The following is a 15,267-nucleotide window of genomic DNA, read 5'->3' as shown; positions in this document are numbered from 1 at the left end:
ATATGTTGGGCAGAAAATCCACGCAACCCCGGTAATTCCTTTTGCAATCGTTGGCTAATAGCTTCAATAGCTCCTGTTCCCCAAAATTTATCACGAGAATTAAGTGATACATATTTCCCGATCCCCCAATAAAGTCCCAACTGTTCTTTGTTTACCAACTTAGCGGCCTGATATTGACTACGAAGTATAGCTGTCTTTATAATTTGTACTGCCGCATTATAAACTGTTTCTAATTTATGATTTTCTTCCATATCCTCATGGATTAATTTTTACCGATCACATCCGAAACATCTCTTTGCTATCTAAAATAGACGTTACACAATTCAATATTACAGGAGGCTTTTCAATTATCGCATAAATATAGTAAATCATATTCTGGATTTGGGATATTTTATACATTAAAATTTTTAAGAAAATTCCTAAATACAGACTCGCATGTAGATTTCCATACCTCTTTTAATTACGTTTCAAAAGTAAAACAATCGAAACATTTTGTATGTTAGTCAATTACTCCCATCCACTTTGAATTAGAACAATATTATTCTATATACAAAACAAAAATGACTATTTTTTATTTTGCATATAGAATAAAAATATACTGAAAACAGTTATAGCCGAAAAACTATTGATTATCACGCGGGATACAGAACAAGTGTTGGAAATGAACGGTAAAACAATCGAGGTCATTCCCGCATGAAAATGGCTGTTAAGCCTGTAAAAGCAAGCACGATTGACTCATCACGAAAAGGAGCAGGACGAAATCGTAATTCGAAAAACTTTCTTTAATTTTCTCCATACCCCGGTGCAATTGTACCTTCACCGTGTTTTCATTCATAGACAATTGCTCCGCGATATCACTGTATTTATAGCCATGTACAAACCGCAAAAGACACACTTCACGACACCTGTCCGGCAATTCATCCATCACTTGCCGGATCTTCTCCAGCACCTCTTCCTCGTCGATCGTGTCAACATTATCGGAATATACTGCCGCCTCCGCGTACAACGCCATATTCCGGTCTTCGACCTTGGCATCCCGCAGGTAATTGTAGCATCGGTTCCGCACGCTCGTGTAGAGATACGCTTTCAACGATCCCCTGTAATTGGAAAAAACCGATTTCTCGTAAATCGTGATAAACACTTCCTGCACGATATCATTAGCCACATCTTCCCGGAAAACCATATTCAAAGCGAATGTAAACAACTTATCGAAATACCCATCAAACAATTCAGAATAGGCACTCCGGTCATTTCGTCTTAATCGCTCTATCAATATCTGTTCATCCAAAATATCACGTTTTTCTTGTATCCACGGTCAGCAAAAATATTCCTATTTTCGATTCGATAAAAATATTTCCCGCAATTTATTATCAAATTAACATTGCTACCACGAGTACACCGCACACAAACCTCGTCCCGTGTAAACCGGAAATCTCTAAATCACTAAATTATTAAACTGTTCCCAGAAACCGGGGAACGATTTGGTGACCACCCCGGCATCCCGAATGGTTAGCCCGGGATACTTCAACCCGGCAGGAGCAAATGCCATTGCCATACGGTGGTCTTGATACGTGTCTATATCTAATGAAGTCACCACGTTACGCACCTTATCCCAGCACAATTCCCCGTGTATCGGCACCTGCAATTTATATCCCAATTTACTTAACTCCCGCGTAACGGCATCCACCCGGTCACACTCCTTTATATATAAGGTTTCTATACCCCGCAAATGGAACGGGATACCCGATAAACAACAAGCTACAATCAGAGAAAGAGCCGTATCGGGCATTCCCGACAAATCCGCCTCGAAACGGGACACTCGCGCATCATGGGTTGACAAACGAATCCCCCCGGTTACCCTTTCCGTGTGTACCCCTAACTGTTGCCATAACTCGACTTGACGCGCATCACCTTGCAAGTTATCATACTCCAACCCCGGAAGAAAGAGTTCCCCCTCGCCCGCGACAACCAACAACTCGTAAAAAAAAGACGCCGCGCTCCAATCGGCACTTACCCGGAAAGCAGCAGGCATATATTTCCCCCCGGGAATGACTACCCGATTCCCCGCGATACACACCTCTGCCCCGAAGCGACGCATCATTTCCACCGTCATGTGAATATAATCCGCGGAAACGACTTTCCCTTTCAAATCAATCACGAGTCCCCCCTCCACCAAAGGAGCGATCATCATCAACGCTGAAATATACTGGCTACTGACCGAGGCATCCAAGCAAATCTCTTTCCCCCTCAACACGGCATTCCCAATCCATAAAGGCGGAAAACCCTCTCTCCCCAAATATTCAATACTTGCCCCCAGTTCCCGCAAAGCCTCTACCAACACTTTTATCGGTCGCTGCTTCATTCGCCCCGAACCGGTCAATTCCCATACCCCGTCACGCGAGGCAAAATAAGCTGCCAAAAAGCGCATGGCAGTTCCCGCGTGACCGACATCCACGAGTCCGCCCGTTCGGGACAAGGCTTCCATCAACACAAGGGTATCATCGCTATCGGACAGATTTTCAGGCAACACCCCGTCCGCCAACGCACTCAACACGAGAGCCCGGTTGGACACACTCTTGGATGCCGGTAAAATTACCGTACCTTTTATTTCTTTCCCTTCCCAAGCGATAACGTTATCCATGCTTATATCTGGTTTAATGCTTCCGTAATCTGTTCTTTCGTGCAGTAATTATTGATAGAAAACTGCCCGACATCTTCCAGAAGTGTAAAATTCACACCTTTACGATCGTTTTTCTTGTCATGCAACATCAATTCATACAATGTATCCGCGTGCTCCATAACCGGGTAGGTTGGATAATATCTCTTGATAAATTCCCGCACCCGGCGATACACTTCGCCCGGGAAACCTTTCTCGCGCACGGAAAGATACAACTCGGCTATTATTCCCAACGCGATAGCTTCCCCGTGTAACATATTTTCCCGCCGCATCATGGAACAACTCTCGATGGCATGCCCAATCGTGTGTCCGAAATTCAAGGCTTTACGTATCCCTTTCTCATTCGGATCCTGAGTCACGATATCATTCTTCACGGACACGGATTTTTTAATTAACTCAAGGAATTCTTCACGTTCGGGCACGTTCGTGTCACAAGCCAGTAACCGCTCCAGATACTCCATGTCAGACAATAGCCCGTGTTTCAGCATCTCGGCATAACCGGATACCCGTTCCCGAACGGGTAACGTCTGTAATAACGAAACATCAATAACCACTCGTTCCGGCTCGCTGAAAGTACCGATCTCGTTTTTCAACCCGTCAAGATTAAACCCCGTTTTCCCGCCTAACGAAGCATCCACTTGTGCCAGCAAAGTCGTGGGTACATAGATACAACGCATTCCCCGCTTAAACGTCGAAGCGGCGAAACCACCCATATCCGTCACCATACCCCCGCCCACGCATAATAATATAGAAGAACGACGAGCTCCCCGCTTGCTCAACATAGACCAGACACGGGCAACACTCACCAGAGACTTGTTTTCTTCACCGCAATCGACTACCGCCACGTTCAACGGCATCCAATTCACTTTCTCCAGTAACTTGTCACAAAAACCGACCGTGTGCTTATCCGCCACGATAAATAATTGATCATGCCTGACACCTTGTAACAACTCGGCGAGGACAAGACTCGAATCCGTTGTAAATATAATACGCTCCATTTGTCCCATATTTCTGCACAAAATTACACTATTTCAACCGATACGGGGAATTAAAATTTAAAATTAATTGTTTTTCTCGCCATAAAAAAATAACTTTGGTCAAATTCATTAAAACTGATCGGCGCATGAACAATGACAATTCTACCCTGAACCGGGTGGCAATCACAATTGCTCCCAGATTAAACAATGCTTTATATTCTCCCCTATTCCAACAATGTGGCGGCATTACCGGTTTCTTTCAAGAAAGTGACAAAAATATAGAGTTGCTTTTCAAAGAGAACAACCTGACAAACATTCAACCGGAGCGTTCCCTGTGGCTGCAACTGGCTGAAGAGGAACTAAAGAACATGGAGAAACACCGTATTCAGCTCTGCGGAATAGAAGACACGAATTACCCCCGCCTGCTGAAACATTGTGCCGATGCCCCGCTGGTACTTTTCTATAAAGGTACGCTGGAACCCGACGAAGCCAAGAATATCGCTATCGTGGGTACTCGCAAAGCCACCGATTTAGGCAAAGCCCGCGTGGAAAATATCCTCCAGCAATTGGCTGACCTGGGATTCCGTCCCAATGTCATCAGCGGGCTGGCTTACGGTATTGACATTGCCGCGCATTCCGCCTGCCTCCGACACGGGCTTCGGGCACAAGCCGTGCTCGGTCACGGGTTGCACATGATCTACCCGGCACCCCACAAAAATATAGCGGACAAAATTCTGGAACAAGGCGGAACATTACTTTCCGAATTTCCAACTTGTGCACCGATACACCCCACGAATTTCCTCCAACGGAACCGCATCGTGGCAGGTATGAGCGAAGCGATACTCGTGGCTGAATCTCCCGTGAAAGGGGGAGCCATGTCCACCGCACGACAGGCATTATCCTACAGCCGGGATGTCCTCGCCTTCCCCGGTCGCCCGGAAGACACGAACTACACGGGATGCAATATGCTCATCAAACAAAATATTGCCGCCCTCATGGAAAACGTCTCCGACATATTGAAAGCGTTGAATTGGGAACCGCTCCCGACAGCACCTTATCAAACATCACTCGACTTCTTCCCCGAATCGAGCGACGAAGACCTTATCAGACAAACTTTAACCGAAGCGGGAGAACAAAACATCGACCAGCTTCATCAACTCACCCGGATACCCGTCCACGATCTGGCCGTCTTGCTTTTGAAACTGGAATTAGAGGGTATAGTCACCCGGCTTCCCGGTAAATGTTATTCACTTATTTAACCCGTTTTGTTACAGATTCATAGCACGGGACGATAAATGATTTTAATTTTAAACTATTATAACGTTTGCGGGTACCAAAAAATAGTGCGAAAAATTTTTGGAATCATAAACAAAAGCATACCTTTGAACCGAATTTCACAATTCAAATTAAAAGATGTTTTTTTAAAGTTTTTACTTAAACAATATTCAAATGAAAGCAGAGATTAAAGAATTCATGGATGCCTTAAAGGCTAGAACTGTGGGTGAAACTGAATTCCACCAAGCAGTTGAAGAAGTAATCGAAACTGTTTGGGATACCTATCAGGCAAACCCGAAATACAAGGCTAACAAGATCCTTGAGAAAATGGTAGAACCTGAAAGAGTTATCATGTTCAGAGTGCCCTGGATTGATGACAAAGGTGAAGTACAAATCAACCGCGGTTACAGAGTACAATTCAATAGTGCTATCGGACCGTACAAGGGAGGTTTACGTTTCCACCCGTCAGTAACCCTTGGCGGATTGAAATTCTTAGGATTCGAGCAAACTTTCAAAAACTCTTTGACTACTCTTCCCATGGGTGGTGGTAAAGGAGGTTCTGACTTCAACCCGAAAGGAAAATCTGATAATGAAGTTATGCGTTTCTGCCAAAGCTTCATGACTGAACTTTGCAAACACATCGGTCCTGACACTGACGTACCTGCTGGTGATATCGGTGTAGGCGCTCGTGAAATCGGTTTCTTGTTCGGACAATACAAGAGAATCCGCAACGAATTCGTTGGTGTATTAACCGGAAAGAACCGCGAATTCGGTGGTTCAAGAGTACGTCCGGAAGCTACCGGTTACGGTACCGTTTATTTCGCACAACACATGTTGGCAGAAAAAGGTGAGAAGATCGCCGGTAAAGTAGTTGCCCTTTCCGGTTTCGGTAACGTGGCTTGGGGTGCCGCTCAAAAATTAGTTCAATTAGGTGCTAAAGTTGTGACTATCTCTGGTCCTGACGGATACATCTATGACGAGAAAGGTTTAACTCAAGAAGGTGTAGACTATATGTTGGAATTGCGTGCTAGCAACAACGACGTTGTAGCTCCTTACGCTGAGAAATTCGGTGCTAAATTCTTCCCGAAAGCAAAACCGTGGGAAGTAAAATGCGACCTCGCATTCCCTTGCGCTATCCAAAACGAGTTGAACGAAGACGATGCCAAGAAATTGGTTGCTAACGGTTGCCAAATGATCGTTGAGACTTCTAACATGGGATGTACCGCGGAAGCTGTTAGATACGCTAACGAGCACATCACGTTCGCTCCCGGTAAGGCAGCTAACGCTGGTGGTGTTGCTGTTTCCGGTCTTGAAATGAGCCAAAACTCAATGAGATATAGCTGGACTGCTGAAGAAGTAGACGCTAAATTGTCTCAAATCATGAAAGACATCCACGATACTTGCGTTAAGTTCGGTAAGAACGGAAACAAGATCGACTATGTTAAGGGTGCTAACATCGGTGGCTTCATCAAAGTTGCCGAGGCTATGTGCGCTCAAGGACACTGCTAATAATACAGTAAGTCTATATAAAGAATCCGCTCCAAATTCGGAGCGGATTTTTTATTACCAGAAATCAACGATATGAATAGTTTCCTGTACCTTTGTGCCGTAAAAAATTTAGGAAGATTTTCATCATGCGCGCTCAAGATAAATCACCACAAGGAACTGTTCGTATGGATATGTTGCACGGCAGCTTGCTGAACAAAATTCTATTGTTTGCACTGCCATTGGCAGCAAGTAGTATCCTGCAACAATTGTTCAACTCGGTGGATGTAGCTGTTGTCGGGAAGTTTGCCAGCAGTCAGGCTCTTGCAGCAGTGGGAAGCAACGCCTCGGTTATCAGCCTGATGATAAACCTGTTTGTCGGGATATCCGTTGGGGCAAGTGTCGTTATCGCGAACTATATCGGACAAAAAAATCAACGCGGTATCAAAAATGCCATACATACCGTTTCCGTGGTCACGCTAGCAAATGGCGTACTATTACTCGCGGTCGGATTGCTCATCGCCCGACCTATTCTGGAAATGATGGACACTCCCGATGATGTTATTGACCTAGCCGTCCTATACCTCCGTATCTACTTTCTAGGGATGCCCTTCTTCATGATCTACAACTTCGGCGCTGCCATTCTTCGCAGTATGGGCGACACGAAACGCCCTCTCTATTGTCTTATCATTGCCGGACTCATCAACACGGCATTAAATTTATTATTAGTCATCGTCTTCAAAATGAGTGTCGCAGGGGTTGCCATAGGCACAGTCGTATCCAATATGTTTTGCGCCGGCATGATCATCTACATCCTTTTACACGAGAAAGAGCCTTTCCGTCTGGAAAGCAAACACATCAAAATATCCCGTCCCGAATTACGAAAAATGCTCCGGATTGGCGTCCCCGCAGGGGTACAGGGCATGGTATTCTCCATTGCCAATATCTTCATCCAAGCCGCCATCAACCGCTTCGGTTCAAATGCCATCGCCGGCTCTGCCGCAGCCCTCACCTATGAATATTACTGCTACTTCGTGGTCAGCGCATTCAGCCAAGCTACCGTCACCTTCATCAGTCAAAACTACGGGGCCAGACAAATCGAACGCTGCAAGAAAGTATTCCGCCAAACCATGTTACTAAGCGTTACCTCCTGCGCCCTCCTGAACGGCTTCTTTGTCTGGCAAAAAGAACTCGCTATCGGAATCTTCACCTCCAGTCCCGAAGTATTCCGATTTGCCACCCTTCGCATGGAAATCGTATTGCTAACCCAAAGCCTCGCCTGTTCCTACGAGATAGCAGGTGCAGCCCTCCGGGGACTGGGGTATTCCATGCTACCCGCCATACTCACGGTATTCGGCACCTGCGTGTTGCGTTTATTCTGGGTGTACGTCATCTGTCCTCTGTTTCCCACCTTCGAAGCCCTAATGATCATCTATCCCATCTCGTGGCTCGTCACGGGTGTAGCCGTATGCGTTGCTTATCGTATCATACAAAAGAAGTTGTTTATTCCCGAAAAAGCATACAATTTGCTAAATGGCAATAATTGAGTATCAGAGATACAAAGGCTACCTTTATTCCCATTCTCCAGAGAATAAGGTAGCCTTTTTATCACTTTTCAAACATTAACGTCCTCTTCTTCTAATCCATATCAAGATCGCAAATAAGATCAAAACCAATGGAATTACTCCCATAAACAAAATCTTTGTTACAGTCATTCCTCCTTTGGTAACATAAACTTTATTATCCGGGAGTTTCGGACGACGAATATCAATAGGCACTTCTCCATCTGACATCCAAAAGAATGAGGAAGTAATTAAAGAATAATTGGATGCTTCTACCCCATTACGAGAAATACTGATCTCTCCGTTACTCAAGCAATCCGCATCTCCCAAGATAATAATCTTCTGCTCCTTGTTCCCCATGGCGCGAGAAAGAGCAACCATCGTTGGAACCTGATTCAATTCAACCTCCCCCTTATCCGGATTCATCACAGGTATTTCGTCTACAAAGTCCGTACTCTCAACCTCATTCCAAACGGTTTTCAGTGAATCAGTAACTAACAATACTGTTACCTTGAAACCGCTATTCGGTATTCCGGATAAATCCAAGCCCACGGTAGAAGGCATCGTTGCCACGTATTCATATCTATACATGTCTTTTAGTTGGTAAGAAAACTCGGCAGCCTCTTTTGTTACCTTGGACATGATAAAATCCGACTGAAAATTCTCACTTGGACTCACCAAACGTCCCGGCATAAAACGAACCCCGAATTGCTCCACAAGAGGATTCATGTACTTCTGACGCTTAGGTTCTCCCGCTATCAAAAGATTCCCTCCCCGGGCAATATAAGCATCCAAATTCTTCCGATGTGCTTCCGGCAAAACCTCCCTCACATCCGCGATAACCAAAATATTGATATCTTCAGGAATTTCTTCGTCTAAAGTAACTTGTCTGAAATCAAAACCTTGATTAATCAAAGAATAGCGGAAAGGCTTATCTTGTGCAAAACGATTATAATCTCTATCGCCTTGTTTGATACAATCACGTTCTCCGTGTCCTTCCACGAATCCCACTTGCGGCAAATCCATCACCAATCGTTTAAAAGCCGCAGTGATTTCCGTCTCGAACGGGAACACATACATATCATCATAAATACGCAAAAATGCCTTCTGCCCATTCTCTCTTTCCAATACCCGCACGAAACGATAATTTTCACCCGACAAATCTTCCAATTTGCTCACTTCATTCACATCAAGATAAATAGAAGAGTCTACACCATAATTCTGGGTAATTTTCACCATCCTCTCCCGATCATTCAAAGTAGGATAACGCTTATTCAACTCCTTCTCGTTATTTCCTTTGGCATAATAACGGACATATCTCATCTTGATATCCGGCTTAAAACGAGTATATTGCTTGAAACGTTTGATATCGCTCAACTCACTTTTCGGGAAGCCATACCACAAAAATCGATCTTCATCCAACACGTTGGCATAGGTGGTAATTGTCAAATTCCCTTTCATCTTGGACACGATTTCCTGACTATTCGGAGTCAAGGTATTTACTTTAGTCCGCGTAGCATCATAATAACACATGAATGTAGGTCGAGAACTCAAATACCCAATCGACACAGCAATCAATATCGCCGAGCAATACCAAGAAGTACTAACGAACCAACTTTTTTTCTTACGTATCACGGTCAACCTGATTACAGTAAAAGTCAGAAACAAAACGACAACAACCAAAAAGTAAATTACATCTTCGCTACAAAGCAAACCGTTGATAAATTCACCTGAACGCCCTCGAATTGATAACCAATACGTGATATCCCGCACAAAAGCGATATCCTGCCACATACCGCCCACGTAATTCAACACGGCAAATACCGCAAAGGTACCCATCGCTGCAACCACCTGATAAGAGGTCAAGGATGACATGAAAAGCCCGATAGCTCCATACGCGCAAATCAACAGGTAAAGCCCTAGCAACCCTGCCAATACCGGAGGTAAATCAAATTCATGCACGAAACATACACCATAAATCACGAACAGGCCAAGTACCGCAATCATCACAAGCGCATAAATCATTATTGAAATAAATTTCCCGATAACAATCTGAAAATTCGTCACTGGTGACGAATAAAGCAACTTGATTGATCCACTACTCAACTCCCGACTCATGATCCCCATGGTCAATAAAGGTATATACAAGTATAAATACCCTTGAATTTCGGGAAACAATCCCCCACGCCAAGGACTGGTAAAAGTCCCCATGGTCACATTATAAACGTAACGTCCCAATTCTTGAGAAACGACATACCCCTCAAACGCATTCACAAACGTCATGCTGGCTTGAAACGTGAAAATAATCAAGATGAACCATGCTATAGGTGAATAAAACATAGTCTGCAATTCCGTCAGGGCAATTCTTTTTATAGCTTTCATATTTCTTCCTTTACTTTGATTTTTTAGACAATTCTGCAAAAATGGCATTAAGCGAACTTTTCTCTACGCGTATCTCGTTCAAGCGCCAAGCATTTTTATAACTATATTCCACCATTTGTTCGATAACATCATTCACGTCCGAGGCTATCAACCGGAACTTCGTTCCCCCCAACTCTTCCACTCTTGTTACCCCGGGAACTTCAATCAACACTTCCGGGGCCGGAGCATCAAGTAAAGATACGAATACGGTGTTCGGGGTAATGTAATTGTCAAACTCATCCACACTACCCGAGAACACCATATGACCTTCTTCCACCATAAGAATATGATTACATATCGCTTGCACTTCGGTAAGCATATGGGTTGAAAGAATTACAGTTCTGTTCTCCGCAATCTTTTTTATCAGATTGCGGATTTCAAGAATTTGATTCGGATCCAAACCATTTGTAGGTTCATCAAATACAACCAACTCGGGACTATGAATAATTGCTTGAGCGATACCCACCCGTTGTTGGTAACCACCCGAAAGATTACGAATCAAGCGATTCCGGAAATGCAATATCCCACACTCAGTTAAAGCATTTTCCACCGCTCCCGGAATCTCGCTATCAGGCATAAGTCGAATTCCCGCACAATGATAAAGGAACTCCTCTATCGTCAAGTCCATATGCAAAGGAGGTTTCTGAGGTAAAAAACCCATCAAACGCTTCGCCGCAACGGAATTTTCTTTTGTATTTATTCCCTTTATAAAAATATCTCCTTCAGTCTGTCTCAACACGCCACAAAGAATATTCATCAATGTTGACTTCCCCGCACCGTTTGAACCCAGCAATCCATAAATTCCCCGGGTAGGTATTTCAAAATTAATATCCCGTATTGCCCATTGTACACTATACCGATGAGAAACATTTTCAATTTTTACAATTGGTTTTTCCATAAATCTTAATTCACATATTTAAATTAAAAACACAATACATTTTCCAAATACTAGTAAATGTAACCGAAAGCCCAACCGACATAACTACTAGGTTTCCAAACGACATCCGTAATTTTACCCAAACCTTTTGTCACGTGATAAGTCGCTTGCTCTCCCAAACCTTCTCCTGTAAAGAAACGATCGTACGTACCCAACAAGTGGAACTCTCCATTTTCCAACGCCACACCTATCATCCAACTCGCCGGATTTTCAGTAACACTTGTAATCCTTGAACCAAAATCCTTGAACAATCTCAAGCCTCGTTCCGGAATACTCATTTCATAAAAATACAACCTGCTACCTTCTGCCACAAACATATAATCACTATCGTATTTACATTTCATGTAAATTGAATTTTCATTCACTTTACCATCAGCTGGGAATTCTACGGGTGCCTGCATTTTAGAAATCTTAAAAACACCGGAATAATAATCCACGTAAGCATAGCACTGTTGTGAATAAAGTTTATCTCCCTTTTTCAACAGCATAAATAGTGTCGATGAATTGTAATCACTGGATGATCCTATACTAGCCACATAAACCGGAGTATACTCGCCGGTATTCCCTAGTAGTACAAAGCCATCCGGTATCGTTTCTCCATAAGTTATATCCAAAAGACGAGCCGCTGCAGATTCACTAGTTTGTGCAACCGTAGTAACCGGTATAATAGCTTTATTTGTTTCATCATATACCAGCATCGCTCCCAATTTATAGATCCATGTATCAAATATTTTCGTGATTTTCCCATTATTACCGAAATAAAGCAGATTCTCCCAACGGCATTGTCTTGAATCCATTGTTGATGCATTGATTTTTCTCCAATAAATAGATCCGTCTTTCCCGACCATATAGTGAGAAGTCAGCGCATCGATAAACTGAACCGGTTCAAAAGCTCTGGCAACCCCGGAACCGAAATCCTCATTAAAAGCATAATATTTAGAAAAATCATTTGCATTCAACACCCAATTATCACCATTCTCTTGGATTACCACGATCTCAGCGTAATTATTACTGTAACCGACCCAACCCATATCCACGGAAACCGGTTTACTACCCAACGGACTATCCGGGTGCAATTCTTGATAAAGATCGATACCATCTTCCCAAGAACACAAATACCCTCCGCCATACACCTCTCCACTTTCCGTGATATCACCATCCTCGTAATCCACGTACCCCTCATCTCCTTCATCCAGATTATAATAATTCCGGGTTTGAATAAGCATTGACAAAGCCGTCCTTCCCTCCTTTTCAGACAAGATCAACCAACCGGTCTTGAAACGTGAATTCACGGTATAACTCACGCTCACCATTGTCATCAGTTTCGTGGCACGTTCTTGCGCTATCAAGTAACCGGTGAAAGAACCAACTTCATCGGGAACGATTATCAGATTCCGTTCTCTACAAATTGTATCTCCACTAAAAACATAAAAATAATCATAAGCTAATGTATCAACTTCCGGATTCACCCATGTAATCGTGGGGAAAATTTTTACCGTATCTCCCAACGTCACCGTAGACACATTCTGTTTCGAATAATAATTAAGTTTTTCAATGTTCGAATAAATATGATCATAATGACCCTTATCTTCATAACATGCCCCGAACGCGAAGACGATCAGACATAATAGCATATACTTCGTTATCTTTTTCATATCTTCCTATTTAAAATTAACCTCCGATATAAGCGACCTTCATCTCGGTACCATCCTTCTCGTACACGGTCTGATCATTCTCCGCCATCTGCTTCAAGTAGTTTTTCAGTTTCAGTGTACAGGTTCGAATCTCGTTGGCATCATTAACATTCACGTTTACTTTTCCGTCATTTATCTTGATAAATAACTCGTACTTCATATCAGAATACTCACCCAACCAAGTTTTTACCACGGTAGAGTTCCACCAATCCGGTTTAAATATAATATTCGACACGTTGATAATTGCCACTAAACGATCTGCTTGCCCTAAAGCAAAATCTTCAGTTTCTTCCAGACACAACGTCAAACGACGGGCTACGCTAGAGAGTTCCGGTGTCTTTTTAAAAACAATCACACAAGTATCCACCACTTGACCGGCTTCCATCACAAACTTTTCCGGTAATATATAAGTACCATCCGGAGTATCAGTATAATCCTTCATCACGGAAATCTTGTATTCCCGATCCTTGTCTGAGGGAAGTCCTATCAACTTCACTTCCAACTTATACTCTGCTTGTTCCACGTTAGGATAAGCAAGAAAAGAGAAACTGGTGGAATCTTGAATATATTTCGTGAACAGGATATAATCCTTGTCGCTATATAACTTAATATCATCTTCGGAACACCCGCTCACGCTCCACGAAAACGATAAAAATAAAATATAAATCAAATACTTTCTCATAACACTTTTATTTTATTATAAATATGAAGTTTCGCCATCAGGAAGCGGTGCATACCAATTTTCAGGTTTCATCTCTATATTAGTAGCTCCGTTATAAATATCCCGATTCAATCGTTTGAACATAAAAAAGGTTTGCCCTTCTGTCAAGGTTTCTCGAATAATATCGTTATACAAGATTTCAAGCAATACCTCTTTTGTCGTCTCTTGTTCAATATTCAACTTACACCCTCGCTTTGCACGCATGGTATTCAGCAATTCAATGGCTTCACGTCGTTCATTACGGTGCAGCAACATACATTCCAATTGAATGTGATACAATTCAGAAAAACGCAATAACGGCAATAGCGGACCTTGATCACTCACAGAGGCAGACACCGAAGATGAAGTGGATTGCGGACGTTCCCATACCAACCAACGCTTATTATTGTTGTACCGACCGGTCACACCGTTTGTTCCATACATACCGCGCAAACGATAATCATCCTCATCTCCCTTAAACAGAGATGCCAAGTAATTAGCATTCATCACAAAACAGTTGGCATAAGAACCCGTCGTATAAGCTTCCCAGTTATCATAGCTATTGTTATTGGAAAAACAAAGTAATAACTCGTCAAAACGTTTAGGATATTGGCTGGCTGCATTAGATGAATATTGATAGCTACTGCTTGTCCAACGATACCACCCGGCATTAACAAATTCCAATGCTTCCAGCGCACGTTCATAAGCCTTGTCATAATCCCCTTTATAAAGATACATACGTGCCAACAATCCCGTAGCCGCCATATAATTCATCCGCATTCCCCGATAACTTACAAAATCATTAGGCGGAGCGGATGAATACGTGCTCGACTGGTAGATCCGTCCGGAAGTACTTTGGTTCCAACTCAAACAAAAAATAGTATCCACCGGGGCCAAAATCCCTTTTGCTTTCTCCATATCGGCAATAATACTTGCAAGCACATCATTCACACTCTTGTGTTCAGGCTGATGATCCGGATAAGTGGTCACGTAAGGCATTGCTAACCCTGTCGGGTTCGTCACCGGAGCAGGAGCAAACAAACGTAACAAATCAAAATGCATCATGGCACGAATGCCATACATCTCACCTAAAATCATATTCTTCTCCATACTTCCAAATTCGAAAAAGGAAGTGTCTTTCTTGGAAATCTCTTGAATAATATTGTTACAATTAGCAATCACATTGTATCCTTTAGCCCAAATATTAGTCATAATTGTTTGTACCCCCGAATACTCCCACGTGTATTTAGAAACATTATAATAGTTCGTACCCAAATTACTTGAAGAGGTAGAATTGTAATTATTTCCCAACACACTCGCTACCCCCCATGTTAATTCCCGTCCATATAATGAAGTTTCAGACAACAAACGATAAACCCCGTTCACGTACATATGAACACCATTTTGCGATTCAAAAGTTTCATCTTGCAGCATCTCCTGCTTGGAAGATACATCCAGGAACTCATCACACGAATTGAAGAAACCTAAAGGCAATAATAATAACAGATATATTAACTTTTTCATTTCTCTCTTTGTTTT

The 15,267-nt window shown here is 42.9% G+C and carries 12 protein-coding genes; 3 read left to right on the top strand and 9 right to left on the bottom strand.

Annotated elements, in window-relative coordinates; all coding sequences use genetic code 11:
• From Q5866_RS18210 to aroB, 4 genes are all read right to left on the bottom strand, one after another.
• A partial coding sequence (locus Q5866_RS18210) for a DUF1016 N-terminal domain-containing protein (protein WP_303181684.1) occupies window positions 1-251 on the bottom strand: 251 nt, incomplete at its 3' end.
• A 455-nt stretch (window positions 252-706) separates the two neighbouring features.
• Complete coding sequence (locus Q5866_RS18205; RefSeq protein ID WP_227215782.1) at window positions 707-1,288, bottom strand: RNA polymerase sigma factor; 582 nt, start codon at window positions 1,286-1,288, stop codon at window positions 707-709.
• Between the two features lie 147 nt (window positions 1,289-1,435).
• Window positions 1,436-2,641, bottom strand: coding sequence for a 3-phosphoshikimate 1-carboxyvinyltransferase (locus tag Q5866_RS18200; RefSeq protein ID WP_303181682.1), 1,206 nt, complete (start codon window positions 2,639-2,641; stop codon window positions 1,436-1,438).
• A gap of 2 nt (window positions 2,642-2,643) precedes the next feature.
• Window positions 2,644-3,675 carry a 3-dehydroquinate synthase gene (aroB, locus tag Q5866_RS18195; RefSeq protein WP_303181680.1) on the bottom strand — a complete coding sequence of 344 codons (1,032 nt, stop codon included), beginning with the start codon at window positions 3,673-3,675 and terminating at the stop codon, window positions 2,644-2,646.
• Window positions 3,676-3,800: 125 nt separating this feature from the next.
• On the opposite strand from aroB, the gene dprA reads away from it, so the two are divergent.
• The 3 genes from dprA to Q5866_RS18180 all read left to right on the top strand — a co-directional run bounded on the left by dprA (window position 3,801) and on the right by Q5866_RS18180 (window position 7,961).
• Window positions 3,801-4,913, top strand: coding sequence for a DNA-processing protein DprA (gene dprA / locus Q5866_RS18190; protein ID WP_303181678.1), 1,113 nt, complete (start codon window positions 3,801-3,803; stop codon window positions 4,911-4,913).
• A 190-nt stretch (window positions 4,914-5,103) separates the two neighbouring features.
• Window positions 5,104-6,438: an NADP-specific glutamate dehydrogenase gene (gene gdhA, locus Q5866_RS18185; protein WP_186974625.1), complete on the top strand. Its 1,335-nt coding sequence runs from the start codon at window positions 5,104-5,106 to the stop codon at window positions 6,436-6,438.
• 170 nt (window positions 6,439-6,608) lie between these two features.
• The gene (locus tag Q5866_RS18180; protein ID WP_303181676.1) at window positions 6,609-7,961 is read left to right on the top strand and encodes an MATE family efflux transporter; all 1,353 of its coding nucleotides are present in this window, start codon (window positions 6,609-6,611) and stop codon (window positions 7,959-7,961) included.
• Between the two features lie 75 nt (window positions 7,962-8,036).
• On the opposite strand, the gene Q5866_RS18175 is transcribed toward Q5866_RS18180, so the two are convergent.
• Genes Q5866_RS18175 through Q5866_RS18155 form a run of 5 tightly spaced genes read right to left on the bottom strand, consistent with a single transcriptional unit; the run spans window position 8,037 to window position 15,252 of the window.
• Complete coding sequence (locus tag Q5866_RS18175) at window positions 8,037-10,358, bottom strand: Gldg family protein (protein ID WP_303181674.1); 2,322 nt, start codon at window positions 10,356-10,358, stop codon at window positions 8,037-8,039.
• Between the two features lie 10 nt (window positions 10,359-10,368).
• Entirely contained in the window at window positions 10,369-11,295 is a 927-nt protein-coding gene (locus Q5866_RS18170) for an ABC transporter ATP-binding protein (RefSeq protein ID WP_099291022.1), read from the bottom strand.
• Between the two features lie 50 nt (window positions 11,296-11,345).
• A complete protein-coding gene (locus tag Q5866_RS18165; RefSeq protein WP_303181673.1) occupies window positions 11,346-12,989 on the bottom strand; it encodes a PKD-like family lipoprotein in 1,644 nt (547 codons plus the stop codon).
• A 16-nt stretch (window positions 12,990-13,005) separates the two neighbouring features.
• Window positions 13,006-13,710, bottom strand: a complete 705-nt coding sequence (locus Q5866_RS18160; protein ID WP_099291024.1) for a DUF4843 domain-containing protein — start codon at window positions 13,708-13,710, stop codon at window positions 13,006-13,008.
• Between the two features lie 15 nt (window positions 13,711-13,725).
• Window positions 13,726-15,252: a RagB/SusD family nutrient uptake outer membrane protein gene (locus tag Q5866_RS18155; protein WP_099291025.1), complete on the bottom strand. Its 1,527-nt coding sequence runs from the start codon at window positions 15,250-15,252 to the stop codon at window positions 13,726-13,728.
• Window positions 15,253-15,267: the final 15 nt, after the last annotated feature.

This window comes from uncultured Butyricimonas sp., assembly GCF_959596855.1.
In the GTDB taxonomy this organism is placed as follows: domain Bacteria; phylum Bacteroidota; class Bacteroidia; order Bacteroidales; family Marinifilaceae; genus Butyricimonas; species Butyricimonas muris.
This window is presented reverse-complemented; position numbering and strand designations above follow the sequence as displayed.

Bases quoted from the DNA above. Each gene is read 5' to 3' on its own strand.
- Q5866_RS18160 (WP_099291024.1), bottom strand. From the start codon at position 13,710: ATGAGAAAGTATTTGATTTATATTTTATTTTTATCGTTTTCGTGGAGC.
- Q5866_RS18165 (WP_303181673.1), bottom strand. From the start codon at position 12,989: ATGAAAAAGATAACGAAGTATATGCTATTATGTCTGATCGTCTTCGCG.
- Q5866_RS18170 (WP_099291022.1), bottom strand. From the start codon at position 11,295: ATGGAAAAACCAATTGTAAAAATTGAAAATGTTTCTCATCGGTATAGT.
- dprA (WP_303181678.1), top strand. From the start codon at position 3,801: ATGAACAATGACAATTCTACCCTGAACCGGGTGGCAATCACAATTGCT.
- aroB (WP_303181680.1), bottom strand. From the start codon at position 3,675: ATGGAGCGTATTATATTTACAACGGATTCGAGTCTTGTCCTCGCCGAG.
- Q5866_RS18175 (WP_303181674.1), bottom strand. From the start codon at position 10,358: ATGAAAGCTATAAAAAGAATTGCCCTGACGGAATTGCAGACTATGTTT.
- Q5866_RS18155 (WP_099291025.1), bottom strand. From the start codon at position 15,252: ATGAAAAAGTTAATATATCTGTTATTATTATTGCCTTTAGGTTTCTTC.
- Q5866_RS18200 (WP_303181682.1), bottom strand. From the start codon at position 2,641: ATGGATAACGTTATCGCTTGGGAAGGGAAAGAAATAAAAGGTACGGTA.
- Q5866_RS18180 (WP_303181676.1), top strand. From the start codon at position 6,609: ATGTTGCACGGCAGCTTGCTGAACAAAATTCTATTGTTTGCACTGCCA.
- gdhA (WP_186974625.1), top strand. From the start codon at position 5,104: ATGAAAGCAGAGATTAAAGAATTCATGGATGCCTTAAAGGCTAGAACT.